The following is a 26,349-nucleotide window of genomic DNA, read 5'->3' as shown; positions in this document are numbered from 1 at the left end:
TTTTTCATTTCATCAATACAGCGTCTTTTGCGGTGGCCCGGCGAAGGTTAGCGGCCCAATGCTGTTCATATCCACTTCCACCACCGACGGCCCCGGATAATTAATCGCTTCCGCCAGCACGCCGTTGAACTGCGCCTCGCTGTCCACTTTCCACGCCTTCAGCCCCATCGCCTCGGCAACCTGGGTAAATGCGGGAGTGTGCAGTTCGTTATAATACTGACGGCCGGCAAAATACTTGTCCTGAATGCCCCGCATCACGCCGTAGCCGCCGTCGTTCATGATCAACAGGGTTATATTGGCCTGCTCCTGCGCCATGGTTGCCAGTTCGCCCAGGCCTAACGCCAGCCCCCCGTCCCCGACCAGCCCCACCACCTTGCGCTGTGGGTTGGCGATCGCCGTGCCAATCGCCATTGGCAGGCCCATGCCAATCGCCCCGGCCAGCGAGTGAATGTTGCAAAGCGGCGAAATGGCGCGGAACAAACGGCTGCCCCACACGCTGCCGGAAACGGTGATATCACGTACCAACAGACCGTCCTGCGGCAACGCAGCGGCGATGGCGTCGTTCAATTTTGCATACTCTCCCGACTGCTGGCGCAGCGCACTTTCCGCCTGCTGTATCGCCGTGGCTATCTCGGCATCCCACTCGGCATTCACTTTTTCACCCGGGTTCAAACGAGCAGCCAGCGCGTTAAGCAAGCCGCCGCAGTCACCGTTGATTTGCTCGTCGGCCAGATAGTTGCGGTTGGCCGCCGCCGGATCGATATCAATTTGAACCAGCGGGCGCGGCAGCGGCAGCGTCCAGGTACGCGTCTCATTGCTGCGCAAGCGTGAACCGGCCACCAGCGTCAAATCACACTGCGTCAGGATCGCCTCAATGCTCGGTGAGTTATGGAACGCACGCAGGCTGCGCGGATGACTATCAGGCAGGATACCGCGCCCATGGGTGCTGGAGATCACCACCACGCCGGCATCTGCCAATTTGCGTACCGCATCGGCGCAGGCCAGCGCACCGCCACCCAACCACAGCAATGGGCGTTTGGCCTGTTTCACCCGCTGATACAGGCGCTCAACCGCCTCGCCACTGGCCGCCGGCAGCGGCGCAGGCGCCACGGGCTGGCTCAGCACCGAACTGGAAACCAGGCTACTTTGAATATCGATCGGGATCTCGACCGCCACCGGGCCACAAGGCACCGTCTGCGCATCGAGGATAGCCCGTTGGATCACGGCCACCGCCTGTTCCGCTGAGTTGACCCGATATGCGCGTTTGGAGCAGGCGCGCAGGAAACCCAGCTGATCGCGGGTCTCATGAATGAACCCGGCGTCGGCATCCAGATAGGCCTTCTCCACCTGGCCGGTAATGTGCAGCAACGGCGTGTTGGCATTCAGCGCTTCGATCATGGCACCGACCGCATTGCCGGCCCCCGCACCCGTACTGGTCAAGGCTACGCCCAGACCGGAGAAACGGCCGTGGGCATCGGCCATGGTGACCGCGCCCGCTTCGCCACGCGCCGGTACGAAACGGATGTTGCCACGTTGCCCTACCGCATCGGCAATCGGCAGATTATGAATCGAAATGATGCCGTACATCGCCGACACCTCGTACTGTTCCAGAGTCCGGGCTATCGCCTCACCAACCGTTATTTTATCGCTCATCATCTGCCTTCTTATTGTGTTCGTTGTAGGGGTTACGCACCGTCGCTCAAAGCTAATCGCTCCAGCGGTTCGCCTGATGGCTCAGCGCCAGGTAAAGGCTTTTCTGCTGCATATAGGCCTTGATGCCGTGCAGACCCTTTTCGCGGCCCAGACCGCTCTCTTTGAAACCGCCGAAAGGCGTAGAAATAGAGAATGTTTTGTAGGTGTTGATCCACACGGTGCCGGTTTCCAATTGCTCCGCCAGCGCCATCGCCCGCGGGAAATCCCGGCTCCAAATCCCGGCGGCCAACCCGTACACCGAATCGTTGGCTTGCTCGATCAACTGTGGCTCGTTATCGAACGGCAGCGCCACCAGTACCGGGCCAAAAATCTCTTCCTGGCAAGCGCGGGCACGGTTGCTCAACCCTTCGATAATCGTTGGCAGGTAATAGCTGCCGCCGGCCAGCAGCGGATCGGCCGGCGCTTCGCCGCCTATCACTACCCGGCCGCCTTCTTGCTGCGCCAGCGCCACATAATCCGCCACGCTTTGGCGATGCTTGTCGTTAATCAGCGGGCCGAGGTGCACGCCCGGCGTCAGCGGATTGCCGACCCGCAGCCCGGCCGCCAGCTCGCTCAGGCGCGCCAGCAGCGGCTGGTATAGCGAGCGGTGCACAAACAGCCGCGAGCCGGCAATGCAGGCCTGGCCGGCGGAGCTGAAAATGCCGTAGCAGATCCCGCGAGCCGCCTGTTCCAAATCGGCGTCCTCCAGCACGATGGTCGGCGACTTGCCGCCCAGTTCCAGCGAGGTAGGGATCAGCTTCTCGGCGGCGATATGCGCCAAATGGCGACCGGTATTGGTCCCCCCGGTAAAAGAAATCTTTTTCACTAACGGGTGACGCGCCAGCGCCTCGCCAATCACCGAGCCTTTGCCCGGCAGCACGCTAAGCAGTCCGGCGGGCAGGCCTGCCTGCTCAAACAGTTCCGCCAGTTTTAGCGCCATCAGCGGTGTCGCTTCGGCCGGTTTGAGGATCACCGCATTGCCCGCCGCCAGTGCGGGGGCCACTTTTTGCATCTCACTGGCGATCGGCGAGTTCCACGGCGTAATGGCCGCGATCACGCCCAGCGGCTGATACTGGCTCAACGTCATGATCTCCGCGCTGCGCTGGGTCGGCAGTTCGCCCTCCAGCACCTCGCAGGCAGCGGCAAAGTAGCGAGCCGTCGCCGCCGCGCTGGCCACCAGCCCACGGGTTTCCGCCAGGGGTTTGCCGTTGTCGCGGGTCTGCAGCTGCGCCAGCTCTTCCAGTTGCGCCATAATCAGGTTGCTGACGCGGTACAGAATGTTGGCTCGCTGATGCGGCACCAGCCCACGCCACTCGGGGGCCCGCCAGGCGCGTTCAGCCGCGGCTACCGCATCATTGACGTCTTCAATACTGGCGGCACGCAGCCGCGCATTCACGCTGCCGTCGGCCGGGAACTGCGAGGCCATTTCATCGCCACGCCCTTCACACCAACGCCCAGCCACAAAAATCTTTAACCTTTCCATACTCGCTCCTGCCGTTCAGGCAATAAAACCACCGTCGATCAGACGGCGGCAGGCTTGTACCGCGCTCAGCGCCGCCAGGGTTGATGTCTTGGGATTGCTTGCCAGCGGGTTGCCGCTCAGCTCAATGTGAAACTCACCGAAATTGCCGCACACCTGCAGCCGGTGGGTATTGCGTCGGGTCGCGGGATCGACCAGCAACCGCACCCGGGTGGCGTCCATTCCCAGGCCGTTGAGCGCAATGGTTGCCGCTACATTGGCGTTCGCCGGGAATAACCGCGCCGCCTCCCGTGCCGAGCCTTCGAAAAACACCTGCGCCTCGCTTACCGCATCGAGATCAATCAATTGCTCTGCCATACTGCCGCGCCAGCTGGCCGGACTTTTACACGCCTGATAAGTGACGCTGTCCAGACCGCCCTCACGTGCCGACGCCAAGCCGTCCATGCCCGCCACCGCACCGGACAGCACGATCACCTGGCCCCGATGCTGCCGACAGGCTTGCTGCAAACGCTGCTGCAACGCGGCATCCGCTAATGCGCCGGTAGAGATCACCGCTAAAGGCCAACCGCGCGTGACCACCGCCTCACCGAACTCCGCCACCGCCTGCTGGCTGGCGCACTCCAGCACCAGATCCGGTTTTTCAGCACAGTGGTCGGGGTGGGTTAACGCCTGCACCTGGCCACCAAAGGCGTTGGCAATCGCCGCATGATGAGCCGCACGCGCGACAATCCAGCCAACGCTCACCCCGTCCGGCAGGCGGGACAGCACTTCTGTGGCCATTGCGCCGTAACCAATCATCATGATCTTCTTCATCTTTTCAGCCTCTGCGGTTAAAGATGGCGGTTAAAGCCGCCGGAGACGTCCAGCGCGGCCCCGGTGGTAAAGGACGCCAGAGGCGAAGCCAGGAACAGCAGCGCCCGTGCCGGCTCCTGCGGTTTTCCCAGGCGTTTCATCGGGATGCCGCGTCGTTCGGCAATCGCCGCCGTCCACTGCTCCCAGCTTTGATCTTTATCGCTGCGCTCGTCGAAGCGGCGGCGCCACTGGCCGGACTCCACCATGCCCAACAGGATCGAGTTGACGCGAATCCCCTTGTCCACCAGCTCTTTCGACAGCGTCAGCGTCATGTTGAGCAGTGCCGCACGCGCTGCCGAGGTGGCGATCATGTGTTCTTCCGGCTGCAAGGCCAAAAGCGAATTCACACAGGTGATGGAAGCGATATCCGAACGCTCCAACGCCGGCAAAAATGCCTGCACCGGGTTAATCACGCCGAACAGCTTTAGCTCCGCCTCATGCAGCCAGGCGGTGCGCGGCGTTTGATCAAAATGCGCAACGAACCCCTGGCCAGCGTTGTTGATCAACAAATCTACGCCGCCGAAGCGTGCAGTCACCTGGGCGGCAAACTGCGTTACCTGCGACTCATCCAGCACGTCGCAGCACAGTGCCAGGATCTCCGCCTGCGGAAACTCATGGCGCAGGCTGGCTTCGGCACCGGCCAGTTTGTCCGGATTGCGGCCGCAAAATGCCACCTTCGCGCCTTCCGCCAGCAGCAGACGCAGGGTTTCGAAACCGATGCCCGACGAACCGCCGGTGACCACCGCGACCCGTTTCTCAAGCTGAAAATTCATGGTTGAATTGCTCCCGTAAAATCCTGCAGATAGCGGTTAAATTGCCCCGGCGCATCGAGATAGCTGGCGTGCCCGGCCCCCTCAATCAGGCGCAGTGCCGCGTCCTGCTGTTGCGCCAGCACCGCCGCCGCTTCCGGTGGCGTGATCCGATCGCAGTCACCGCACCACACCTGCAACGGGCCGCGGTACTGCGCCAGATAGCGGCCGATATCGTCGTTGGCCAGCATCCAGGCGGCATTGAGAAACCCCTCGGGATCCAGCTGCTGCATGCCGTTGCGTACCCAGGCAATATCTTGGGGATCCGCAGCTTCACGCAGTAACGCCGCCGCCCGCTGCTCGCCGTAGCCCTGCGGCCCAAGCTGCTCAATCATCTGTTTTCTCTGGCTATAAACCTGTTGGCGTTTCTCCAGCGGTGCGTTGGCGTAGCCCTGCGCCGGATCCGCCAGCACCAGCCCACATAATCCGTCGGGATAACCGGCAGCATAGGCGCTACCGATCAAGGCACCGAGCGAGTGGCCGACGATCAGCGGTTGCTCCAACTGCAAGTGCGCCACCAGCGCCGCCAGCGCGGCGGCGTAGGCGGCGGCATCCGGCTCGCTGATCGTCAGCGGCAGGCTGCCGCCGTAGCCTGGGGCGTCCCAGGCCAGCAAGCGATGACCGTCGGCCAGCCCCGAGTCATTGAACTGCTTGATCCACGAAGCCGAACCGGAACTGATGCCGTGCAGCAACACCACCGGGCGACCGTGACCCGCCTCGCGCCAGCTCAGGGTAAACTCCCCGCAGCGCGCCTGCTGACGTTGCGCCAGGCCGTTCATCAGTTGCGTTTCACTTTGGATAACGGGTGATCAGCCGGGTAGGTCGGGGTTTCCGGTTTGGCGGTGCCGAGCATCACGCACATCAACGCCTCTTCTTCGCCGTGGTTGAACAACCCACGGTAGACTCCGGCCGGCACCGAGATCAGATCGCGCTCTTTCAGCTTGGTTTCGTAATATTCGCTACCGTCCTGGATCATCAGCGTGATGCTGCCCTTCAGCATAAAGAACACCTCTTCCACGTCATCGTGCAGGTGCAGCGGGCCCTCGCACTTCGAAGGCAGCACCATGGTGGAGAAGGTGAAGTTGCCTGCCGGAATGGTATTGGTGTCGCTGGCTACCCCGGTGGCGCCGGTACCGATGTAGCGCATCTGCGCACGGCGGTATTTCGGGTCGTAATCGGCCTGGAACTTCAACGCGTTCCAGTCATATTTACGGCCTTCAAAGCGGGCGATACGCGATTCCACCCAATGCTCAATCGATTGATCCTGCGGCTTGACGCCGGCTTGCTTCTCAACCTGAGACATGTTGTAACTCCTCTGTTGAATCAAACGGTTAAATCAATACTTCTTCAGCAACGGCAGCAGAATGATGCAGCCGATCAGGGCCATCACCACCAGGAACAGCAAGCCGTTATCCATGTTGCCGGTGGCGGCGATCAGCGCCCCCATCAGCACCGGTGCCAGCGCACCGGCAAAATTGCCCAATCCGTTAAAAATACCGCCGGCGGTGGCGCTGACCTTGCTGCTGGTGGCTTTCGCCAGCAGGGCAAAGATGTTTGGCGCACCGGCCCCCCACATAAAGGTGCTGAAAGCCATGGCGGCGATCACGCTGTAAGTGCCCTGCAGCTGCAGCACCACGGCCAGCCCCAGCCCGGCGCCGCACAGCGAGACAAAACAGGCCAGCGCGCGACGATCCAGTTTGTCCGACAGCCAGGCGCCGACCACTTCGCCCAGCAGCATGGCGATAAACGGCAGCGATGACAGATAACCGGCGTGCTCCAGATGAATACCTTTGCCCTTGATCAGGTAGCTCGGCAGCCAGCCGTTCATGCCCCACAGGTAGGTCAGGAAGGCGATGTTAAACAGGCAGATCATCCAAAAATGCGGATTGCGCAGCAGCTCATGGCGATGTTGTTTACGTTCGGCAATAGCCGGTTTGGAAACGCTAGCCGCCGCGGGGCGTGACACGTTGAGATGACGCATGCCGAACAGCACCAGCAGCATCACCGGCAGCGTCAGGAACGCCATAAAGAAGAAGGTGGTCTGCCAGTCAAAGGTGTTAAGGATGTACAGCGTGACCGGGAAGCCGAGCGCGGCGCCCAATGGCGTACCCAGCAGCCACAACATGGTGGCGCGTGCCTGCAGGCGCTGCGGGAAGGCCTGGCGAATGATGGCGTAGGCCATTGGCAGCAGCGGACCTTCGGCAATGCCGAGCAAAATGCGCAGCGTCATCATGCTGTGATAAGAGCGCGTCATGCCCATCAGCACCATCAGTACGCCCCACACCACCATCATGCCAATCAGCACCTTGACCGGGTTCAAGCGGTCGCCAATTCCGCTCAGCAACATCGAAGAGATGCCGTAGGAGAACAAAAACGCGCTCATCAGCAACCCCAGCCGCGCCGGGTCAAAACTGATGCCCAGCGCCTGCTGAAATTCAGTATCGGAAAACAGCGCCGCGATGCTGATCTTGTCGAAAAACGCCAGCAGCACGCAGGCAAACAGCGCGATGGGCACCGACCAGCGCACTCGTTGCTGCGGATTTTCGGCAACAGCATCCCCCACCCGTTCAGCGCGGGCGTCAATCTCTTGCGTAGTCATGAAACGCTCCCGAGGTTACGGGCGTTATTTCAACGCCATCAAAGAAAACTCCGCATCCGCCAACTGCTGCGGTTCCAGCACGCGCCCACTGGCCAGCCAGCGTTTGCCCAGCTTGATGGTACGAGCGTCGTTAAACGCCACCATTTGCACCAACTGACGATCGGCATTTAACGTAAAGAACACCTGCGATTGCGGCGTGCGCCGCACCACATGGTGCACGCCACCGGTCGGCACGCCGAGGATCTGGATATTGGCATCGTATTGATCCGACCACAGCCAGGCCACGTCATCGTAAGGGGCGGCAAAGGCGTCCAGCATCGCGCAAGCGGTGCTGATCGCCTGATTCTGCGCATAGGCCCAGGACTGCAGGCACAGGCCCAGCGTCGGGTGACGCGCCACGTCGCCGGCGGCGAAAATCGCCGGGTGGCTGGTGCGCCCCTGGCCGTCAACCACGATCCCCACGTCAATCTTCAGCCCGGCACTGCGCGCCAGTTCCAGATTCAACTCGACGCCAATCCCCACCACCACCAGGTCAAACGGCTGAGGATCGCTGACGCCGCTGCCGATCCAGGCGCTACCGTCACGATCTTCCAGCTGAATGTCACCGCAGCCGCAGTGCAGGGTCACGCCTTGCTGTTGATGCAATTCCAGCAGCGCCAGGGAGACATCCGCGCCGACACTGCGCATGCACAGCGCCGGCTGGCGTTCAAAGACCGTCACGTCAGCACCGAGGCGCCGCGCCGAAGCGGCAATCTCCAGCCCAATCCAGCCACCACCGACGATCGCCAGTCGACGGCATCCTTGCAGCGCCTGACGCAGCTTCGCCGCATCATCCCAGGAACGCAGCGTCATCACCCGAGGGTGACTGGCCCAACGGGCGTCCGGCAGGCGCGGTCGGCCACCGGTGGCAATCAGCAGTTGATCAAACTGCAGCTGCCGACCGTCGCTGAGGCTGACGATTTGTTTTTTTGCATCAATGGATTCGGCACGTAACGGCCGGCACCAGTTGAGATTCAACCCGGCGACCACCTGTTCGCTGAACAATCGGCTGAGCGGCGCTTCGCCGTCCAGCAACGCCGCCTTGGAAAGCGGCGGGCGTTCATAAAAGTCATAGGGTTCGTCGCTGATCACCGTCAGCCGGCCCGCATAGCCACGATCGCGCAGCGTTTTCGCCGCCCAACCGCCAGCCTGGCCACCGCCGATAATGACGATCCCCGCCGCTTCTGGCTGGCTCATAGCGCCTCCGGTTTTTTCTGCTGGCGGCGCGTATCGTGGTCGATCCCCCCTTCCACCGCCCACTCTGTAAACGACACCAGCGAGTGTTCCAGCTCGCGCGGCTGCCAGTTTTCAGTCAGATAGTCATCGTTGGTGTAGTACTCAAACGCGCCGCCGGTCGGGCTGTTGACGTACCAGAAATAGGCTGAGGAAATCGGATGGCGACCGGGGCCGATAAAGGTGCTCCACTTCTCTTTGTTCATGGCGATACCGCCGCCGATCACCTCGTGGATGTCGCGCACGGTAAAAGCTACGTGATTCAGGCCACGTGGACGATTCGGCAATTTCAGCAGGAACAGGTTGTGATGCCCGCCGCGCGCCTGAGTGCGCAGGAACACTGCCCGATCGATATAGCGATCCGAGACCTGGAAGCCCAGTACCTCACGGTAGAAACGTTCGGTGGCGGCCAGATCTTCGACGAAGAACACCACGTGGCCAATATTGATCGGCTGTGCCTGCGCATATACCGGGCTGGGCTGATCGATGCGGCGCACATCTCCCCATTGGTTGATCGGCGATACCGGTAAATCGACTTCGCGCTGTTGGCTGACGCTAAAGCGCAGCGTCATACCGTTCGGATCGATACATTCCAGCTCTTCCCCCACCTGACGGAAGCCCGGCATCTGCGCCAACAGCGGCTGCAAAGCGGCCAATTCCGCCGGGCTGCCCACGCCCCAGGTCATGCGGCGCAGAGTCGAACCGCCCTCAAACGCCGCCGGCAAGGTCTCGCTCTGCAACGGATGCAGCACCACGCGCGCCCCACTCAGGGTGGTGAATTCACGTTGACGTTCGCCCCAGTGCTGTTGTGCCGCCTGCAGGCCGAAGTCCTGCATGAATTTTTCGCAGGTTGGCAGATCTTCGACGCCAAATTCCAGTTTTTCGATTCCGATTACGCTCATTGTTGTGCCTCACGTTCTCGCTGAATGCGGTTTTCAGGCATGACAAACCCCGGCCCCTGTTTGCCATGAGCCTTATCCCTGCCTGATTCATTGGTAGGGGACGAATACAGTCGTCCCGATTAATGCGAACGCAGCTTGCAGCCCCCCTACGAAAACAAGGGGTTGTCAGTTAGCCGACGTTAGCCTGCGGCGGCGCGCCCAGAAAGCCGGAGATTTTCTCTGCGGCGTCACGCACTTCCATGCGCAGCCGTTCGCGATCTGCTTTTGGGATCTCATCGAACGGCACCATGATGCTGACCACGGCCTCGACCCGCTGCTCGCGGTTAAAGATTGGATAGACGATCGAAGAGATGCCATGGCGGAAAAACGACTCGCCAATCACATAACCGCGCGCCTTATCCTGCTGCACCATCTGCCACAGCGCTTCACGATCTGCCGGGGTCCCCGGACCGCTGCCCGGCAATTGTTCCTGCGGATAGAGCTGGTCGAATTCGTCGCGGGTAGCGCTGGTCAGCAGCATGCGGCCCAGTGAGGTTTGGTGCACCGGCAGGCGGGTACCGACGCTGACCTGATTGATTTGCGAACCGGCGGCGCTGACGCGGGCGATGTAGATCACGTCGCGCTCATCACGGATCGCCAGATGACTGCTGCACTGGCTGCGATCGCGCAGTTGCTCTATCACCGGCTGACCGGCCTGGGCAACGTCCAGAGAAGCGATATATTCAAAGCCGAGGCGCAGCACTTTGATGCCCAGCGCAAAGGTGTTGGTCCGTGGGTTGCGCTCCAGAAAACCCAGATGCTCCAGAGTTTGCACCACGCGATAGGCGGTAGCCTTTGGCATGTCGACCAGGCGATGCAATTGGGCAAAAGTCATTTCCTTATGCTGCTCGCCAAACGCCAGCAACAGTTGTAACCCGCGATCCAGTCCTGGGATCAGATATTTACACGCTTGATCGTCCGCCATGTGCTGCTCCTGGCTAAAGGTTGATTAGTTAAAAACAAAGCCGCCGTTAACCGGCAACAGTTGGCCGGTCACGAAATTCGCCAACGGCGACAGCAGGTAGAGCACCGAGCCATTAACGTCGTCAGGGTGCTGTGCCCCGGCCAATGCACGCCCTTGTTCGTACAGTTGATGACGCTCGGCGGGCACGTATTCGGTGGCCTCTACCCGCGTCAGTCCCGGTGCGATTGCGTTCACGCAAATCCCCTGCGGACCCAGTTCACGCGCCATTGAGCGGGTCATGGAGATGATCGCTCCTTTGCTGGCCACGTAAGCCATCAGGCGCGGTGCGCCCCACAGTGCGGTATCCGAAGCCACGTTAACGATCTTGGCATGTGGGGTTTGCGCCAACAGGGGTACCGCTGCCTGACTCACCAGCCAGGTACCGCGTACGTTGACCTGCATCACCCGATCCCACAGATCGATATCGTATTCCATCATGGTTTTGCCACCGACGCCGGTAGCCAGCGCCGCGTTGTTCACCAACCCGTCGATCGCACCGCCTTCGGCAATGGCGGTGAATGCCGCGCTGATCGACGCCGGTTCGGCCAAATCGATCACCTGCGTTTCAACCTGTGCGCCCTGCTCGCGCAGGTTCGCGGCGCTGTCTGCCAGTTCATCCGCCAGAATATCGCACATCACCACTCTGGCACCGGCCTCGCTGATGGCTGCGGCGAAACTCCGCCCCAGCCCGCGCGCCGCGCCGGTCACCACAATGCGTTTTCCCGTCAGCAAGCCGTTCACTGCGCCGCCTCCAGCTCACTGAGCTTCGCCAGCTGCTTCTGCGCTTCTTTTTGCATCATGCGGCGCAAGCGAGACAACCCCACATCATGCTGATACAGATACTCGCGGCCACGCGCGTTCGGGGCCATATTTTCCAGCACGATACGATCCTGCTCCAGTACGTCCCAGTGCAGCGATTCCAGGCGGTTGCGATACATAAACCGCCACATGTCACGCTGCCAGTCTTTCACCTTACGGATACGCCAGAAGAACACCCGGCAGTGATCCTTATCTTCCGGCACCACCATGCCGATGATCCAGAAGTGACCACCCGGCCCGAAGCGCTTTTTGTACGGGATCGACAAACGCATCCAGTAGGCGCCGCTGCTGCCAAACTCCACCCAGTCAAAGTTAACGCCGATCTGACCATTCTTCTTAAAGATGAAACCGTTTTCGGTCGGCTCCAGCGCCATGTCCGCCTTGCGATCCCCTTCCGCCATCGAGTGCGAGGACGAATGCAGGTAGGTGCCGTGCATCGGATCCATCACGTTTTCCAGCGCGTACTGGTAGTTGCAGTCCCAACTGGCGGTGCACAGGAAGTTGCTGTAGGCCGCTTCGTCCGCCAGTTCCGGCGGGAAGGTCAATTCAGCCGGCTCTTCATCCGCCGTCACGCCGAAATAGAGGAACACCGCACCGTAGGCTTCTTTGGCTGGGTAAGAGCGCAGGCATTTCTGCCCCACCAGCGGACAACGATCGACCGCCGGCACGTCTTTTACCGTACCGTCGCCGCCCACTTCCACGCCGTGATACCAGCAGGCGATGCGATCGCCCAGGTTCCAGCCCATGGAAAGGCGCGCACCGCGATGCGGGCAGCGATCTTCCAGCGCATGGATCGCGCCGTCGCCGTCGCGCCACACCACAATCTGTTGCTCCAGACGCGTAATGCCCACCGGGTTATTGCCGATTTCCCAACTGGCCAGCACCGGATACCACATGCCGCGCAGCCCCTGGTCGAGATAGTCCTGTAAGGTCTGTGCGGAGGATGTTGTGTTTGCTGTCATTGTCTTCTCCCGGATGCTGCTCAGAAACCGTTAACGTGAAGGAATTCGCGGAACGCCGTCTCATTCCACGGCTGGCCATTGCGATCGAACAGGCGACGCTGATTCAGGGCGCTGACGATCTGCTCCAGCTCTTCTGCACCCTGATCGAAGATCTCTTCCAGCGCCGTGACCAACGCGGTCTCGAAACCGTCGGGTACGCGAGCGCGGGTTTGCCAGATGACGTTCTGAAATTGGCCCGGCTGATGGATTTGGCCATTGCCGCCTTCGCGCGCCGGGATCACCTGTTGGGTGTCCGGCAGCCAGGGATTGAAATCGGTGATGTGCTGCATGATTACTCCTCCGCAATAAAGGTGATTTGGATTTGATTGTCGATCACCCGGGTGGCATAGGTTTGCAGATCGCGGCCGCCTGGCTCACGCAGGCATTGGCCGGTACGTACGTCGAACAATGCTTCGTGCAACGGGCATTCGACCTTGCCGTCATCAACAAACCCCTGGCTGAGCAAGGCATAGGCATGTGGGCAAACGTCTTCCAGCGCGTAATAGTTGCCGTCGATCAGATACACCCCGACCTCTTTCCCTTCCACGTTGGCGGAGAAAGGAAAATCTTCTTTCACCTGAGACACTTCGCACACTTTCGTCCAGCTCATTGCTTTTGTCCTCTATCTGATTGTTTCATATATGAAACTCAGTTTCTTATTTAATACACTCACTATAAGTCTGGTGAAACTTTCGTCAAGAGAGCAAAGCGGCAATTGTTAATGGAAAGTTGTTTAAACATGACAAATGCGGGAAGGATCACGAAAAAATGCACCGATATGAAAAACTGATGAAATCTGTGCTTTCTATCACTAATTCATGGATAAAAAGACGTTGATCTGGCTGATGCAATGCGAGTAAAAGTGCTATCTCGCTGTCTGAAACACCCTTTTTGATAACAATAAATTTACATAAAAACGACTCAAACCTGCTTTTCATCACTGTGAAATCAGCGGGTTAGTTTACTGCTGTCTAAATTCGTTATTCGCCCGCCAAAGGAGCTTACATGGAGCGCATTGTGCAACAACGTCAACGCTGGTTCGGGGTTGTGGCCCTGCTGTTTTTGATCGTCATCGCCTATGCCGATCGGGTCAATATTGCCGTGATGCTGGTAAACCCCGACTTCTTGCAACACTTTCAGCTCGACGGTAACCGTGCGCATCAGGGCATGCTGATGACGGTGTTTTTGCTCGGTTACGGGCTTTCCGCCATGCTGCTGACGCCCTTTCTGGAAACCCTGATGGGCTATCGCCGCGCGCTGACGCTCAGCATTGTGCTCTGGGCGCTACTGACTGCCGCCTCACCGCTGGCGGGGTCGTTATTGCTGCTGTTTGCGGTACGCGCACTGCTTGGCGTCAGCGAAGGGCCGCTGTTCTCATTGAAAACCATGTACATCGGCGATCACTTCGCCGCCGATGAGCGCGGTAAACCCAATGCCGTCAGCACATTGGGCGTTTCCCTGGGCCTGGTGATAGGCTTTCCGCTGGTCAGTTTCCTGATGGCGCACTTCGGCTGGGCGGTCTCTTTCTATCTGCTGGCGCTGATCAACCTGCTGCTGGGGCTAGCGCTGGTGCGGTTGTTTATCCATCCGCGCTCGTTACCGCCGAGCGCCGTCGATCCTCAGCCGGTTCTGAGCCGTGTCTGGCACACCTTCGCCCTGGCCTGGCATACCCCGATGCTGGGTTGGATCATGCTGATCGAGATCGCGACCCTGAGCTACCTGTGGGGCTCCAGTTCCTGGCTGCCGGCTTACCTGACCGACGAGAAAGGATTCTCCATCAAACAGATGGGCTGGATGGCTTCGCTGCCGTTTATCGTCAGCATCGCCTCCAAATATCTCGGCGGCGTGCTGCTTGACCGCATTCGCCCCTATCAGGCACCGTTGATTTTCGCCTTTGGCGGTGCGGCAACTGCGTTGTGTATCTATGGCGTGATGCACAGTCATCAGCTCGGCTGGATTGCTTTCTTCCTGCTGGCGGCCAATGCCTGCTGGGGGGCTCAGGGGGCGGCGATCCCAACCCTGTTGCAACATTATGCGCAGCCGCAGGCGGTCGGCAGCGCCTACGGACTGATTAACGGCATCGGCAATATGTTCTCGGCGTTTGTGCCGATGATTATGGGCATGGTAATGGCTAGCCAGGGCAAGGTGTCTTCAGGATTTGCGGTGCTGATGGTGTCGCAGCTAGTGACGCTGTTGGCGGGCTGTGTGCTGTTTGGCCGGATGCGGATGACGCGAGAAGCCAGGCGGGCGTAAAGCAGTCGGGCCGCACATGCGCCCCGATCCGTATTTATGTTACCGGGACTCAGCGCCCTTTCTTTTTACGACCCGGCTGAGCAAAGCGCTTGCGCGCAGGCGCGCTGTTGCTGGGTTTGTCGGCGCTTTTCGCCCCGCCGCCGGCCGGTTTTCTCACTGCCGGTTTGGCTTTCTTCGCCGGTTTGGCCTCCGAAGTGGAACCCTCTATCGACTTAAACAGTTCGACCAGTTCGTCGTCGGTTAAATCACGCCATTCACCCGGTGGCAAACCTGCCATGCTCACATTCATGATGCGAGTGCGTTCCAGCTTGGTGACCTCATAGCCGAAATGCTCGCACATGCGGCGAATTTGACGGTTCAGCCCCTGTACCAGCACGATGCGAAACACAAAGGGCGCTTCTTTCTTCACTTTGCATTTTTTCGTCACCGTACCCAGCATTGGCACGCCGGCACCCAAACCACGGATAAAGTCGTCGGTGACCGGTTTGTTGACCGTCACCCGGTATTCTTTTTCATGGTCGTTGCCCGCACGCAGGATCTTGTTCACCAGATCGCCGTGATTGGTGAGGAAGATCAGCCCCTGCGAGTCTTTGTCCAAGCGTCCGATCGGGAAGATACGGGTGCTGTGGTTGACGAAATCGACGATATTGTCTTTCTCGCCCTCTTCAGTGGTACTGACGATCCCGACCGGCTTGTTCAGCGCGATAAAGATCAGGTTGTCTTCGTTACGAGGTTCAATCAGCTGACCGTTGACCTTGACGACGTCCCCTGGGAATACCTGATCGCCAAGCGTAACGCGCTTGCCATTGATAAAAACATTGCCTTGTTCGATATAACGATCGGCGTCGCGGCGAGAGCAAATGCCGCTCTCGCTAATATATTTGTTAAGACGTGTGGAAGGCTTGGTCAGCATGTTTTCTCCATACCCGTCGTCTTTCAAGTCACAGCGTTGTTACCTGCACTCCCCCACCCCAGTAACTTACAAAAGTAAGCTCCTGGGGATGAGCGAGCTGGGTGCCTAGCTGCGACTTGAAATCCATAGGGTATATAGATACCGGTTGTGTGTATTTCTCTATGGTACCGTTACAAGCGACTCGGCTTACCGCCCATAACCGCCTGTTAATACTATTAGGAACTTATTTGGTTTTTTTAGCCGCTTGCAGATACAGCATCTCCAGACCCAGGGTCGCCGCAGCCAGCGCGGTGATTTCGGACTGGTCGTACGCCGGGGCGACTTCTACCACGTCCATACCGACGATGTTCAGCGACTGCATGCCGCGCACCAGTTTCAGTGCACGATCGGACGTCAACCCGCCGATGACCGGCGTACCGGTACCCGGTGCGAATGCCGGATCCAGGCAGTCGATGTCGAAGGTCAGATAAACCGGCATATCACCGACGATCTGTTTGATCTGAGCCAGCAGATCGTCAACGCTACGATCGTTAACCTGTGCCGCGTCCAGTACGGTGAAGCCGTTGTCATGGTCGAACTCGGTACGGATACCGATCTGCACCGAGCGAGTGGGATCGATCAGGCCTTCGTTCGGCGCATGGAAGAACATGGTGCCGTGATCGTATTGGCTGCCGTTGGCATAGGTGTCGGTATGGGCATCAAAGTGCACCAGTGCCAGTTTGCCGAAATGTTTGGCGTGTGCGCGCAACAACGGCAGAGTCACGAAGTGGTCGCCGCCGAAGGAGAGCATGCGCTTGCCGGCTTTCAGCAGTTTTTCCGCGTGCGCCTGCAGCTTGTCGCTCATGTCCTGAGCATCGCCGAAGTTGAACACCACGTCGCCGCAATCGACGACATTCAGACGATCGCGCAGGTCAAAGTTCCACGGCCAGCGGTTGCCTTCCCAAGCCAGGTTGGTGGAAACCTGACGGATTGCCGCCGGACCGTGACGGCCACCGGCGCGGCCGGAGGTTGCCATGTCAAATGGAATGCCGGTGATGACCCACTCTGCATCGCTGTCGTAAGGCATAAAGTTCAGCGGAAAGCGCAGGAAACCAAAAGCATTGGACACTAAGGAATTATCGGGCTGATGGCCTAAGGTACTCATAGTAAACCCTCATATTTCAACGTTTCGCCTGTTGAAAAATCACACAGACGCTGGCAAAAAAAAATCCCTCCCGCGTCGTTAGCCCGACGAGAAAGGGATCCATTCGAAATCTGTTTCAGTACTGCCTATGCAGCAGATTATCGCCGCATTTCGCTCGCGCTTCAAGAGCGCGCATCATCATATCGGCTGCTCGTCGTTAGCCAGTATATACCCTGAATCCTACCGTCGTGTGACCGTTGCCCTTACGGGTGCCTGACATTGTGATTTGGCATCAGGGTATAAAAAAGGCCGGACATCCGTTGGATGCCCGGCCTTTCAGAAGCGCTCTACTTATTCATCTTCTAAATAAGTATAACCGTACAAACCGGCTTCGAACTCTTCCAGGAACTGCGCCTGCAGTTCGCTGTCCAGATCGGTTTCTTTCACCTGATCGCGGAACTTGGCCAACAGTGCGGTAGGGTCAAGCTGCACGTATTCCAGCATATCGGCAACGGTATCGCCTTCATCGGACAACTCGGTTTCTACCGTACCGTCAGGGAACACGAACACGTCAACCGAGGCGGTGTCGCCGAACAGGTTGTGCATGTTGCCGAGGATCTCCTGATAGGCGCCAACCATAAAGAAGCCCAGCGCCGGCGGGTTTTCCGGATCGTACGGCGGCATTGGCATGGTGGTCGCCACGCCGTCACCGTCGATGTAGTGATCGATGGTGCCATCCGAGTCACAGGTGATGTCCAGCAGCACCGCGCGACCTTCCGGCGGCTTATCCAGGCCTTCCAGCGGCAGTACTGGGAACAGCTGATCGATACCCCAGGCGTCCGGCATCGACTGGAACAGCGAGAAGTTGACGTAGAACTTGTCCGCCATACGCTCTTGCAGTTCGTCGATGATTGGGCGGTGTGCACGGTTGCTCGGATCCAACTGCTGCTGGATCTTGTTGCAGATGTTCAGATACAGCTGCTCAGCCCAGGCACGCTTGGTCAGATCCAACATGCCGTGTGCATATTGAGTATGAACGTCGTGCAGATCCATTTGGCTGTCGTGCAGCCATTCACGCAGCGAGCGGCGATTTTCCGGCTCGTTCATTTCCTGCCAGGTTTCCCACATGCTTTCCAGCGCGCGTGGCGCGTCTTCAGCTGGCGGCAATGGATCGCTGAATTCGTTGCGTTCAACGCCGATCACGTTGGATACCAGCACCGTATGATGCGCGGTCACTGCACGACCGGATTCGGTGATCACCGTCGGGTGCGGCAAACCGTGTTCATTACAGGCGTCGCCGATGCCCCAGATCACGTTGTTGGCGTATTCGTTCAGGCCGTAGTTCACCGAACAGTCGGACTGCGAACGGGTACCTTCATAATCTACGCCCAGACCGCCGCCCACGTCGAAGCACTGGATGTTCACGCCCAGCTTATGCAGTTCGACGTAGAAGCGCGCCGACTCACGTACGCCGGTGGCGATATCGCGAATATTGGCCAGCTGCGAACCCAGGTGGAAGTGCAGCAGTTGCAGGCTGTCGAGACGGCCCGCTTCACGCAGGGTTTCCACCAGCTTCAGCACCTGAATGGCTGCCAGACCGAACTTGGACTTTTCGCCGCCGCTCGACTGCCATTTACCGGAGCCTTGCGACGCCAGACGCGCACGCACGCCCAGGCGCGGTACCACGTTCAGGCGCTCGGCCTCTTCCAGCACCATGTTGATCTCGGACATCTTCTCGATCACCAGGTACACCTTGTGCCCCAGCTTTTCGCCGATCAGCGCCAGACGGATATATTCACGGTCTTTATAGCCGTTACACACGATCACCGAGCGGGTCATGCCAGCATGCGCCAGCACCGCCATCAGTTCGGCCTTGGAGCCGGCTTCCAGCCCCAGCGGTTCGCCGGAATTGACCAGAGATTCAATCACGCGGCGATGTTGGTTTACCTTGATCGGGTAAACCAGGAAATAGCCACCTTCATAGCCGAACGACTCACGCGCACGTTTGAACGCGGCATTGATCGAACGCAGACGGTGCTGCAGGATCTGCGGGAAGCAGAACAGTGCCGGTAGGCGTAAACCGTCGTTTTGACGCTGCTTCACCAGCTCGGCCAGATCGACACGTGCCTGCGGGACGTCCGGATCCGGGCACACGCTGATGTGGCCCAGTTCATTGACGTCATAATAATTGTTGCCCCAGTAGGCGACGTTATAAGTGCGCAGCATCTTGCTGGCATCACGATCATTCATGGCAACCTCCTGCATGGAGCGCAAAGATATAGATTCGCCCGTTGCTGACGGACGGTGAATCAAAAGATCATCAGACATTACTCGCCTCACATCGCGTACTGACGATACAGTCAGCCACTATCGCAGCTACAACCCGCGAGAACAACCCAACAAACCGTCCTTGCGGCAGCGAATAAAACTGCCGTTCGCGGTCAGCGATCGGTTTATTACTCATATAATTGTAAGACACCCTGTTCAAACCTCGTGAATCGGGTCAAGAAACATCCCACAGGAAGGCTGCAGGCTACCCTTGTTCAGTTCTTCAGACGACCGTTAACCGGCCCGAGAATCCTGAGTAGCGCCAAGTGTTTATCACACCTGGAAGGTGGTGTAGAGACAAGACGGGAAATAGCAGAAGAATGTGCGCCAGAACGGCACTGCTGTTGAGAACCAACAACCGGTAGACAACGGATCATTAATCCAACCACCTCCACGCACGTCGCCCTCTATGAACGACTGAGCCTCTATTAATAGTGTAAGAACGTGACCGTTCTATGAAGCGGCGACGCCAAAGGTTGGCGTCTGCGGCTGACAATCAGACCACCCGTGGAGGCGTCACAGAAGTTTACAACTTCGTACCCCGCACTGTGCACCAAATGAGCCGCGCGCGCAGTTTATACCGATAACACGGGGAAAATGCAAAATGAAAATTTGTCGGAAACTGTTTCAAGCGATGAAAATGGCGCCGGAAGCTTTGCGCAAAAGAGCGAAAGGGCAAAAAAATACTGGCAATCCGGCTAAGGCCTGACCTAAAATAGACGTCCAGATGTTAATCCATCTATACTGGTTAACTGATAAACTGCTTAACGGCTTTGCCTGAGGGGCGTTGCAGGAAGCATCTCGCGCCATCAGCGGAAGACCCTTCGCTTTGATGCCGGATCTCCAGCGCTGTGCAGTAATTTCTAACCCGTCTTATGCAAGGTAAAGAACACCATGGCTAAACACCTATTCACGTCCGAATCCGTCTCCGAAGGACATCCTGATAAAATCGCTGACCAGATCTCCGATGCCGTTCTCGACGCCATCCTGGAACAGGATCCTAAAGCACGCGTAGCCTGCGAAACCTACGTTAAAACCGGCATGGTTCTGGTTGGCGGCGAAATCACCACCAGCGCCTGGGTAGATATCGAAGAGATCACCCGTAAAACCGTGCGCGAAATCGGCTATGTTCATTCGGATATGGGCTTCGACGCCAACTCTTGTGCCGTACTGAGCGCCATCGGCAAGCAATCCCCGGATATCAATCAGGGTGTTGACCGTACCGATCCTCTGGAACAGGGTGCTGGCGACCAGGGCCTGATGTTTGGCTATGCTACCAACGAAACCGAAGTGCTGATGCCGGCACCGGTGACCTACGCGCACCGCCTGGTGCAGCGCCAGTCCGAAGTCCGTAAAAACGGCACTCTGCCGTGGCTGCGTCCGGATGCGAAAAGCCAGGTCACCTTCCAATATGACGACGGCAAAATCGTCGGTATCGATGCGGTGGTACTGTCCACCCAGCATTCCGAAGATATCTCTCTGAAAGATCTGCAAGAAGCGGTGATGGAAGAGATCATCAAGCCGGTTCTGCCTGCAGAATGGCTGAGCGCCAGCACCAAATACCACATCAACCCGACCGGCCGTTTCGTTATCGGTGGCCCAATGGGCGACTGCGGCCTGACCGGACGTAAAATCATCGTTGATACCTACGGCGGCATGGCTCGTCACGGTGGCGGTGCGTTCTCCGGTAAGGATCCGTCCAAGGTTGACCGTTCAGCGGCTTACGCAGCGCGCTACGTGGCGAAAAACATCGTTGCCGCCGGCCTGGCTGACCGCTGTGAGATCCAGGTTTCCTACGCTATCGGCGTGGCGGAGCCAACCTCCATCATGGTGGAAACCTTCGGTACCGAGAAAGTCCCTACCGAACAGCTGACCCTGCTGGTACGCGAGTTCTTCGATTTGCGTCCATACGGCCTGATCCAGATGATGGATCTGCTGCAGCCGATCTACCGCGAAACTGCAGCTTACGGTCACTTCGGCCGCGAGCACTTCCCTTGGGAAGCGACCGACAAAGCAGAATTGCTGCGCGATGCTGCCGGCCTGAAATAAGCCTGCGTATCGAATGTGAAAACGGCAAGCCTTGGCTTGCCGTTTTTGTTTTTAGCGGATGGGTGCTCGTGGATCCACGCTCAAACAACCAACAGGCGGGAGCAATACTCCCGCCGTTGGGTTGCCTTACCTTTTGGATTCGTAAGCCAGAATGGCCGCAACTTCCGTGTTGCCCGATCGGATCCGCAGCTCACAAAGTTTGCTGCGTGTTATCCATGCCAGTGATATTACAGTGGCACAAATAACGACCAGTTTTAGGACACTCCCTTTGTTCGGCATCATGCCTCCTTCTCCTTGCCTCTCGGCGGGTAAGAAGCTAACCTAACGTTGTCTGGCGTTAGAGTTGGCCTCGGGTTGATGTATATCGACACGGGGCTTTTCTCTTTCTATCCCTTACGAATGCTCGGGACGAAAGCTCCAGAGCACCCGCGCGCAGTATATGCACCGCCCCTCAGATCTTAGCCCCCTTTCCACACTGAATACCCGTACTGCGCAGCCGTACGCAAAGCTTTGCAATGGTATGAAAATACGAAAATAAAAAGCGCCAACAGTTGGCTGTTAGCGCTTAAGTGTACCCAGCAATTTTCTGGCTTTACTTGACTGTAATGATCTACTCATCCCAGACACTTTCATCGTGGATAAGAACACCGGAGATCGTCTAGTGTGAGGCAAGCTCACGGAAGAAAGCGGGGTTAGCCTGGATCGCCGCCAACACTTTTGCAGCCAGCCCGGTTGGGTTACGTCTTTTGGTTTCCCAGCTCTTAATGGTATCAACGCTGGTACCCAATACCTTTGCCATTTCGCTCTGAGAAACATTAAGCTGCGCCCTGATCGCCTTCACATCTGCGATATCATAACGCGTAACATTAGCAGGGGACTTAACCCCGTTCTTAATGGCGACAGCTTCTTCAAGAGACGTTTTCATATCGTCAAAAAAGCTCATGTCACACCTCATCTTTCAACAATTTCGTTAATTTCTTCAGCTCTGATTTTTCCATATCGGTCAGACTGTCTTTAATGCTTTTCGGATAGGCCATCACCAGATAGATCACCTCTTTGGTCGCCAGAAAGTAAATCACTCTGGCACTTCCCCTTTTTCCCTGGGGGCCTGTTGCCATCCTGACTTTCCGCAACCCGCCGGTTTTCTGTATCAAGTCGCCTTTACCCGGTGATTCGATGAGTTCTTTCTGGAGTTCTTTTAGCTCGTCGTCCGTGGCTATTAGCTTGATCTGCCGCGTAAACATCGGGGTCTCAATAAATACTAGCGCATGACTCACTGGCACCCTCTCCATTTAAGGTACAAAGTACACCACGAAATGTACTATGTACACCAAGTTAACGTGAGTATGGGCACTCGAGATAGGATCCTGAGCCCCGCACGCAGTATATGCATCGCCCCTCAGATCTCAGCCCTCTTTCCACACTGAATACCCGTACTGCGCAGCCGCACGCAAAGCTTTGCAATGGTATGAAAAGACGAAAAAATAAAGGCCCAGCGATGCTGAGCCTTGGAGGATAGAAACGGCAGGAAGGACGTCGGTTACGAGGTTTGCTTACGCAGCAAATAAACGAAATATGGCGCCCCGATAAAGGTGGCCAGCAGCCCGGCAGGGATCTGGTACGGGAACATCACCATGCGACCACACCAGTCGGCAAACACCATCAGCAAGCCCCCCAACAGCGCAGCTATCACTATCTGCGGTAACGCACGGCGGAAGCCCAGCATACGTGCCATATGCGGCGCCATCAGGCCGATAAAGCTCAACGGCCCCACGGTCAACGTCGCCATCGCCGTCAGCGTAGCAGCCAGCAGCAGAATGACCACTCGCACCGGCGTTAGCGCAATCCCCACCGAACGGGCCGTGGCACTGCCCAAAGGCAGAATACTGAGCCAGCGGCGACACAATGGCGCCAACGCGATCAGCAGCGCAGCAATGGCCGCCGTACGTATCGCCTGTTCCGGCGTCACCGAGTAGGTGGAACCTGAAATCCAGGTCAGCAACCCGCCCATACGCGGATCGCCGCTTGCCAGCAGCAGGAAAATAGTGGTGGTAAAGGCCGTGCTGAGCGCAATACCGGCCAGCAGCATGCGTTCGGTGGAAAAACCACCGCGCCCGGCGGCGATCATAATCACCAATAGCGTCGCCGCTGCCCCCAGGCTGCCGGCCGGCAGCAGCCAGACAAAGGCATCCCCCGGCACGATAAACAGCATGACCACCACGCCAAAGGCCGCGCCGGAGCTGATACCCAGCACTTCCGGGCTGGCCATCGGGTTGCCGGTCAGCTTTTGGATCAAGGTCCCCGCCACCGCCAGCATCATGCCCGCAGCCAGCGCTGACAGCACGCGTGGCCAGCGCCACGGCATCAATGACTCCAGCTCTGCGCCCTGGCTCCAGTGCCAGCCTGTGGCGTTCTGACCAAACATCAATGCCACGGCAATGCCGGCCAGCAACACCGTCGCTGCCAGTGCTGCCCACCCCCACAGATGACCGCGTTCGGCAGGTACCCTGTCACCCAGGTTCATTGGTGGCGGCGTAGCGGCACTGCGCAACCGCGGCAACAACCACAGCAACAGCGGAGCACCAAACAGCGCCGTTGCCGCCCCGGTCGGGATCTCACGCCAGACCTGCGTCAACCAGATCATCACCTGGTCGGTCAACCACAGCAGCAGCGCCCCCAGCAACGGCGCCAGCATCATGCGATGCGCCAGACGGCGCGCGCCCAGCATTTTTGCCATCAGCGGTGCAAACAGGCCAATAAAGCCAATGACGCCTACCGCATTCACCAACATCGCACTGAAAATTATCGCCACCGCCAGCGCGCAAAAACGCGCCATCGACAACCCTAAACCCAGATTGCGCGCAACACCATCGTCCAGCCCCAGCAAGGTCAGCGGGCGCAACAGCAGCACAGCCAACACCCCGGCAATCAGCAGGCGCGGCAGGATAAACTGCGCGGTGCTCCAGTCCTGCTGGTTTAACGCACCGGTGCTCCACAGGAACAGACCCTGCAGTTGATCGTAGTTGAACAGTGCCAGCAGACTGTTGACCGCCCCGCAATACAGCCCCAGCACCAGCCCGGCCAGGATCAGCGTCACCGGGGACATACGTTTGCCCCAGGCCACGCCGAACACCAGCCCGCCGACCAGGATGGCGCCAGCCATTGCCGCCAGTTGCCGGGTCATCTCACCGCCCGGCAACATCCACAAAGTGGCAATAGTCAGCCCAAGCTGCGCCCCAGCTGACACGCCGAGCGTCGCCGGTTCCGCCAGCGGATTGCGCAGCACCTGCTGGAACAGTACGCCAACCAGCCCCAAGCCGGCACCGGCCAACAGAGACACCGACAGCCGTGGCAACAGGCTGTAGTGGAACAGCATTTGGCGCACATCGTCGATGTTCGGCGCGCTCAGCGCCTGTCCCCACAGTGCCCAGGGCAGCTGTTGCAGCAGATTGTAGATCGTCAGGCCGCCCGCCGCCGCCAACAGTAACAGCAGCAATGTCAGCGGTAATGCGCGAATGCGTGCGCTCATGAATAACTCTCCTGCACCTGCTCCAGCAGATGGCAAAAACGCATCGCTGACAGCGTCGCGCCGTAAAACCACACAGCCGGCACCTGACGCAATTGGTTCTGCCTGACAAACGGCAATGCCTGCCACAGTGGGGTAGAACTGACTTTTTCCATCATGGCCTGATTGCCGTGATCGAGATAAATCGCGCGCGCATTTTTTACCGCCGTCAGGCGCTCAATGCCCACTACCGCCGTACCCCAGAAATTGGTTTCCCCCTCCCAGGCATTTTGGATCCCAAGCTGGTCCATCACCTCCTGGAACAGGCTTTTCTGTCCAATGACCAGCGCATGGCGCGTGTCCAGCAGGGAGAACAGCAGCAGCGGATGTCGGCTGTAAGACTGCAGCCGCTGACGCGCATCCTGGATAAATCGATCGAACTGGATCAGGTGCTGCTCTGCCCGTGCCTCAAGGCCCAGCCGCTGCGCCAGTTGCACTAACGACTTCCGGCCCACCGTCAGCGGTTTGCCGCTGCCGTCATTGAAGCCGAAGCTCATGGTCGGGCCGATAGGGGCCAGCTTTTGCGGCGTCGGCCCGTATCCCCGCGACAGCAGCAACAGCGAGGGCCGCAGCTGCTGCAGCAATTCCAGATTCGGCTCGGTGCGTTGACCGACGTCGATCACCGACGCCGGCATTTTCGGCTCTTCTACCCACAGGTTGTAGTTGTGGATATCCGCGACGGCCAGCGGCGTGATCCCCAGAGCCAGCAGCAGCTCGACAGGCAACCACTCCAGCGCCACAATGCGCGCAAGATCGGGTGGCGTTGCCGCCGCCTGGCTCGGCAAGGAAAATAGCAGGGGCGACAGCGCCATGGCCGTCAGCAGGCGACGGCGAACGGCATCATGATGAAAATCAGAAGAATCAGGCATCAGTAGACAAAACTCACCGGCGCGCCGCCGCTTGGATGCGGCAGCGTACCCATAGGAATACCGTAGATTTGCTCCAGCACGTCACCCTGCATCAACTCCAGCGGGGTGCCCTGGGCAATCATCTCGCCGCCGCGCAACGCCACCAGATGGTCGCAGTAGCGTGCGGCCATATTGATGTCATGCAGCACCGCAATCACCGTCAGGCCACGCTCATGGCTCAAACGTTGGATCAAAGCCAGTACCTCAACCTGATGGGCAATATCCAGCGCCGAGGTCGGCTCGTCCAGCAACAGGCAGCGGCTGTCTTGCGCCACCATCATCGCCAGCCAGGCGCGTTGACGCTCGCCGCCGGACAGGCTGTCGACCAGGCGGTTGGCAAACGGCTTCAGCCCCACCAGCGCAATCGCCTCTTCCACCTGCTGGCGATCGTTAACACCAAAGCGGCCCAAGGCGCCGTGCCAGGGGTAGCGGCCAATCGCCACCAGTTCGCGCACCGTCATCCCTTCCGCGGCGGGCAATTGTTGAGGGAGATAAGCGACCTGACGTGCGAAGGCCTTGCTGTCCCATTGGCTCAGCAGCTGCTGGTTAAGCCGCGCCGTACCGGCGGTTGGATTTTGGTGGCGACCGAGAATTTTCAGCAAGGTCGATTTGCCGGAGCCGTTGTGGCCGATCAGCCCGCAGACTTTCCCCACGGGAAAGGTCAACGACAAGGGTTGTAGCAGCACGCGGCCGGGAACGGCAAAGCTGGCGCTGTCCAGGGTAAAGGTGGCGTCGTGATTGAGGTGTTTATCCTGCATAGGTCCTACTCTGTCCGGGGCGA

At 58.7% G+C, this 26,349-nt stretch carries 26 protein-coding genes; 2 read left to right on the top strand and 24 right to left on the bottom strand.

Annotation, left to right across the window (positions count from 1 at the left end):
• Positions 1–12 precede the first annotated feature (12 nt).
• The 14 genes from M2407_RS15250 to M2407_RS15185 form a co-directional block, all read right to left on the bottom strand.
• Positions 13–1,653, bottom strand: a complete 1,641-nt coding sequence (locus M2407_RS15250) for a thiamine pyrophosphate-binding protein (protein WP_259218538.1) — start codon at positions 1,651–1,653, stop codon at positions 13–15.
• 52 nt (positions 1,654–1,705) lie between these two features.
• Positions 1,706–3,175, bottom strand: coding sequence for an aldehyde dehydrogenase (locus M2407_RS15245; RefSeq protein WP_259218537.1), 1,470 nt, complete (start codon positions 3,173–3,175; stop codon positions 1,706–1,708).
• 15 nt (positions 3,176–3,190) lie between these two features.
• Positions 3,191–3,985, bottom strand: a complete 795-nt coding sequence (locus M2407_RS15240) for an aspartate dehydrogenase (RefSeq protein ID WP_115058061.1) — start codon at positions 3,983–3,985, stop codon at positions 3,191–3,193.
• Positions 3,986–4,002: 17 nt separating this feature from the next.
• Positions 4,003–4,797, bottom strand: coding sequence for an SDR family oxidoreductase (locus M2407_RS15235; RefSeq protein ID WP_020828538.1), 795 nt, complete (start codon positions 4,795–4,797; stop codon positions 4,003–4,005).
• A complete protein-coding gene (locus M2407_RS15230) occupies positions 4,794–5,612 on the bottom strand; it encodes an alpha/beta fold hydrolase (RefSeq protein WP_122080164.1) in 819 nt (272 codons plus the stop codon). Before M2407_RS15230 ends, M2407_RS15235 begins: the two co-directional genes overlap by 4 nt.
• The gene (locus tag M2407_RS15225) at positions 5,612–6,136 is read right to left on the bottom strand and encodes a cupin domain-containing protein (protein WP_020828540.1); all 525 of its coding nucleotides are present in this window, start codon (positions 6,134–6,136) and stop codon (positions 5,612–5,614) included. The genes M2407_RS15230 and M2407_RS15225 overlap by 1 nt, the downstream gene beginning before the upstream one ends.
• Positions 6,137–6,169: 33 nt before the next feature.
• Positions 6,170–7,432, bottom strand: coding sequence for an MFS transporter (locus tag M2407_RS15220; protein ID WP_046372673.1), 1,263 nt, complete (start codon positions 7,430–7,432; stop codon positions 6,170–6,172).
• Between the two features lie 24 nt (positions 7,433–7,456).
• A complete protein-coding gene (locus tag M2407_RS15215) occupies positions 7,457–8,668 on the bottom strand; it encodes an NAD(P)/FAD-dependent oxidoreductase (RefSeq protein ID WP_130016759.1) in 1,212 nt (403 codons plus the stop codon).
• Positions 8,665–9,606 (bottom strand): VOC family protein, encoded by a 942-nt coding sequence (locus M2407_RS15210; RefSeq protein WP_115058058.1) that lies wholly within the window; start codon positions 9,604–9,606, stop codon positions 8,665–8,667. Before M2407_RS15210 ends, M2407_RS15215 begins: the two co-directional genes overlap by 4 nt.
• 169 nt (positions 9,607–9,775) lie before the next feature.
• Positions 9,776–10,570: an IclR family transcriptional regulator gene (locus M2407_RS15205; protein WP_020828544.1), complete on the bottom strand. Its 795-nt coding sequence runs from the start codon at positions 10,568–10,570 to the stop codon at positions 9,776–9,778.
• Positions 10,571–10,594: 24 nt separating this feature from the next.
• The gene (locus M2407_RS15200; protein ID WP_217331559.1) at positions 10,595–11,350 is read right to left on the bottom strand and encodes an SDR family oxidoreductase; all 756 of its coding nucleotides are present in this window, start codon (positions 11,348–11,350) and stop codon (positions 10,595–10,597) included.
• A complete protein-coding gene (locus M2407_RS15195) occupies positions 11,347–12,390 on the bottom strand; it encodes an aromatic ring-hydroxylating dioxygenase subunit alpha (RefSeq protein ID WP_128865418.1) in 1,044 nt (347 codons plus the stop codon). The genes M2407_RS15200 and M2407_RS15195 overlap by 4 nt, the downstream gene beginning before the upstream one ends.
• A gap of 20 nt (positions 12,391–12,410) precedes the next feature.
• On the bottom strand, positions 12,411–12,719 hold the full coding sequence (locus M2407_RS15190; protein WP_044553351.1) for a recombinase-like helix-turn-helix domain-containing protein: 309 nt from the start codon (positions 12,717–12,719) through the stop codon (positions 12,411–12,413).
• 2 nt (positions 12,720–12,721) lie between these two features.
• A complete protein-coding gene (locus M2407_RS15185; protein WP_020828548.1) occupies positions 12,722–13,039 on the bottom strand; it encodes a non-heme iron oxygenase ferredoxin subunit in 318 nt (105 codons plus the stop codon).
• Between the two features lie 395 nt (positions 13,040–13,434).
• Here M2407_RS15185 and M2407_RS15180 point away from each other — a divergent pair, with 395 nt between their 5' ends.
• Entirely contained in the window at positions 13,435–14,682 is a 1,248-nt protein-coding gene (locus M2407_RS15180; protein ID WP_259218535.1) for an MFS transporter, read from the top strand.
• Between the two features lie 49 nt (positions 14,683–14,731).
• Here the strand turns inward: M2407_RS15180 and rluF are convergent, their stop codons facing one another.
• The 4 genes from rluF to M2407_RS26330 form a co-directional block, all read right to left on the bottom strand.
• The gene (rluF, locus tag M2407_RS15175) at positions 14,732–15,595 is read right to left on the bottom strand and encodes a 23S rRNA pseudouridine(2604) synthase RluF (protein ID WP_128865420.1); all 864 of its coding nucleotides are present in this window, start codon (positions 15,593–15,595) and stop codon (positions 14,732–14,734) included.
• Positions 15,596–15,818: 223 nt separating this feature from the next.
• Entirely contained in the window at positions 15,819–16,739 is a 921-nt protein-coding gene (gene speB / locus M2407_RS15170; RefSeq protein WP_044553357.1) for an agmatinase, read from the bottom strand.
• Positions 16,740–17,069: 330 nt separating this feature from the next.
• Complete coding sequence (gene speA, locus M2407_RS15165; protein WP_044553360.1) at positions 17,070–19,046, bottom strand: biosynthetic arginine decarboxylase; 1,977 nt, start codon at positions 19,044–19,046, stop codon at positions 17,070–17,072.
• Positions 19,039–19,182, bottom strand: coding sequence for a virulence promoting factor (locus M2407_RS26330; RefSeq protein WP_115058053.1), 144 nt, complete (start codon positions 19,180–19,182; stop codon positions 19,039–19,041). Before M2407_RS26330 ends, speA begins: the two co-directional genes overlap by 8 nt.
• 758 nt (positions 19,183–19,940) lie before the next feature.
• On the opposite strand from M2407_RS26330, the gene metK reads away from it, so the two are divergent.
• Positions 19,941–21,095: a methionine adenosyltransferase gene (metK, locus tag M2407_RS15160; protein ID WP_020828554.1), complete on the top strand. Its 1,155-nt coding sequence runs from the start codon at positions 19,941–19,943 to the stop codon at positions 21,093–21,095.
• A 126-nt stretch (positions 21,096–21,221) separates the two neighbouring features.
• Here metK and M2407_RS15155 read toward each other — a convergent pair whose 3' ends face one another.
• The 6 genes from M2407_RS15155 to fhuC all read right to left on the bottom strand — a co-directional run bounded on the left by M2407_RS15155 (position 21,222) and on the right by fhuC (position 26,326).
• Entirely contained in the window at positions 21,222–21,374 is a 153-nt protein-coding gene (locus tag M2407_RS15155) for a Hok/Gef family protein (RefSeq protein WP_041415673.1), read from the bottom strand.
• A 379-nt stretch (positions 21,375–21,753) separates the two neighbouring features.
• Positions 21,754–22,038: a NadS family protein gene (gene nadS / locus M2407_RS15150; protein ID WP_046372668.1), complete on the bottom strand. Its 285-nt coding sequence runs from the start codon at positions 22,036–22,038 to the stop codon at positions 21,754–21,756.
• A 1-nt stretch (position 22,039) separates the two neighbouring features.
• Positions 22,040–22,372, bottom strand: a complete 333-nt coding sequence (locus M2407_RS15145; RefSeq protein WP_046372667.1) for a type II toxin-antitoxin system RelE/ParE family toxin — start codon at positions 22,370–22,372, stop codon at positions 22,040–22,042.
• Positions 22,373–22,635: 263 nt separating this feature from the next.
• Positions 22,636–24,624, bottom strand: a complete 1,989-nt coding sequence (gene fhuB / locus M2407_RS15140; RefSeq protein WP_142814453.1) for a Fe(3+)-hydroxamate ABC transporter permease FhuB — start codon at positions 24,622–24,624, stop codon at positions 22,636–22,638.
• The gene (fhuD, locus tag M2407_RS15135) at positions 24,621–25,529 is read right to left on the bottom strand and encodes a Fe(3+)-hydroxamate ABC transporter substrate-binding protein FhuD (RefSeq protein WP_259218534.1); all 909 of its coding nucleotides are present in this window, start codon (positions 25,527–25,529) and stop codon (positions 24,621–24,623) included. Before fhuD ends, fhuB begins: the two co-directional genes overlap by 4 nt.
• Positions 25,529–26,326, bottom strand: a complete 798-nt coding sequence (gene fhuC / locus M2407_RS15130; protein WP_046372664.1) for a Fe3+-hydroxamate ABC transporter ATP-binding protein FhuC — start codon at positions 26,324–26,326, stop codon at positions 25,529–25,531. The genes fhuD and fhuC overlap by 1 nt, the downstream gene beginning before the upstream one ends.
• Positions 26,327–26,349: the final 23 nt, after the last annotated feature.

This window comes from Serratia sp. BIGb0234 (genome assembly GCF_024809915.1).
In the GTDB taxonomy this organism is placed as follows: domain Bacteria; phylum Pseudomonadota; class Gammaproteobacteria; order Enterobacterales; family Enterobacteriaceae; genus Serratia; species Serratia liquefaciens.
Note: the sequence above shows the minus strand (reverse complement) of the source record. Positions and strands in the feature narration are given on the sequence as shown.

What these genes read in the sequence shown, in the direction of transcription:
- speB (WP_044553357.1), bottom strand. Translation starts at nt 16,739, where the DNA reads ATGAGTACCTTAGGCCATCAGCCCGATAATTCCTTAGTGTCCAATGCT.
- M2407_RS15230 (WP_122080164.1), bottom strand. Translation starts at nt 5,612, where the DNA reads ATGAACGGCCTGGCGCAACGTCAGCAGGCGCGCTGCGGGGAGTTTACC.
- M2407_RS15180 (WP_259218535.1), top strand. Translation starts at nt 13,435, where the DNA reads ATGGAGCGCATTGTGCAACAACGTCAACGCTGGTTCGGGGTTGTGGCC.
- speA (WP_044553360.1), bottom strand. Translation starts at nt 19,046, where the DNA reads ATGTCTGATGATCTTTTGATTCACCGTCCGTCAGCAACGGGCGAATCT.
- M2407_RS15155 (WP_041415673.1), bottom strand. Translation starts at nt 21,374, where the DNA reads ATGCCGAACAAAGGGAGTGTCCTAAAACTGGTCGTTATTTGTGCCACT.
- M2407_RS26330 (WP_115058053.1), bottom strand. Translation starts at nt 19,182, where the DNA reads ATGAGTAATAAACCGATCGCTGACCGCGAACGGCAGTTTTATTCGCTG.
- M2407_RS15195 (WP_128865418.1), bottom strand. Translation starts at nt 12,390, where the DNA reads ATGACAGCAAACACAACATCCTCCGCACAGACCTTACAGGACTATCTC.
- M2407_RS15185 (WP_020828548.1), bottom strand. Translation starts at nt 13,039, where the DNA reads ATGAGCTGGACGAAAGTGTGCGAAGTGTCTCAGGTGAAAGAAGATTTT.
- M2407_RS15210 (WP_115058058.1), bottom strand. Translation starts at nt 9,606, where the DNA reads ATGAGCGTAATCGGAATCGAAAAACTGGAATTTGGCGTCGAAGATCTG.
- nadS (WP_046372668.1), bottom strand. Translation starts at nt 22,038, where the DNA reads ATGAGCTTTTTTGACGATATGAAAACGTCTCTTGAAGAAGCTGTCGCC.
- M2407_RS15205 (WP_020828544.1), bottom strand. Translation starts at nt 10,570, where the DNA reads ATGGCGGACGATCAAGCGTGTAAATATCTGATCCCAGGACTGGATCGC.
- metK (WP_020828554.1), top strand. Translation starts at nt 19,941, where the DNA reads ATGGCTAAACACCTATTCACGTCCGAATCCGTCTCCGAAGGACATCCT.
- fhuD (WP_259218534.1), bottom strand. Translation starts at nt 25,529, where the DNA reads ATGCCTGATTCTTCTGATTTTCATCATGATGCCGTTCGCCGTCGCCTG.
- rluF (WP_128865420.1), bottom strand. Translation starts at nt 15,595, where the DNA reads ATGCTGACCAAGCCTTCCACACGTCTTAACAAATATATTAGCGAGAGC.
- M2407_RS15240 (WP_115058061.1), bottom strand. Translation starts at nt 3,985, where the DNA reads ATGAAGAAGATCATGATGATTGGTTACGGCGCAATGGCCACAGAAGTG.
- M2407_RS15250 (WP_259218538.1), bottom strand. Translation starts at nt 1,653, where the DNA reads ATGAGCGATAAAATAACGGTTGGTGAGGCGATAGCCCGGACTCTGGAA.
- M2407_RS15225 (WP_020828540.1), bottom strand. Translation starts at nt 6,136, where the DNA reads ATGTCTCAGGTTGAGAAGCAAGCCGGCGTCAAGCCGCAGGATCAATCG.
- M2407_RS15235 (WP_020828538.1), bottom strand. Translation starts at nt 4,797, where the DNA reads ATGAATTTTCAGCTTGAGAAACGGGTCGCGGTGGTCACCGGCGGTTCG.
- M2407_RS15220 (WP_046372673.1), bottom strand. Translation starts at nt 7,432, where the DNA reads ATGACTACGCAAGAGATTGACGCCCGCGCTGAACGGGTGGGGGATGCT.
- M2407_RS15215 (WP_130016759.1), bottom strand. Translation starts at nt 8,668, where the DNA reads ATGAGCCAGCCAGAAGCGGCGGGGATCGTCATTATCGGCGGTGGCCAG.
- M2407_RS15245 (WP_259218537.1), bottom strand. Translation starts at nt 3,175, where the DNA reads ATGGAAAGGTTAAAGATTTTTGTGGCTGGGCGTTGGTGTGAAGGGCGT.
- fhuC (WP_046372664.1), bottom strand. Translation starts at nt 26,326, where the DNA reads ATGCAGGATAAACACCTCAATCACGACGCCACCTTTACCCTGGACAGC.
- M2407_RS15190 (WP_044553351.1), bottom strand. Translation starts at nt 12,719, where the DNA reads ATGCAGCACATCACCGATTTCAATCCCTGGCTGCCGGACACCCAACAG.
- fhuB (WP_142814453.1), bottom strand. Translation starts at nt 24,624, where the DNA reads ATGAGCGCACGCATTCGCGCATTACCGCTGACATTGCTGCTGTTACTG.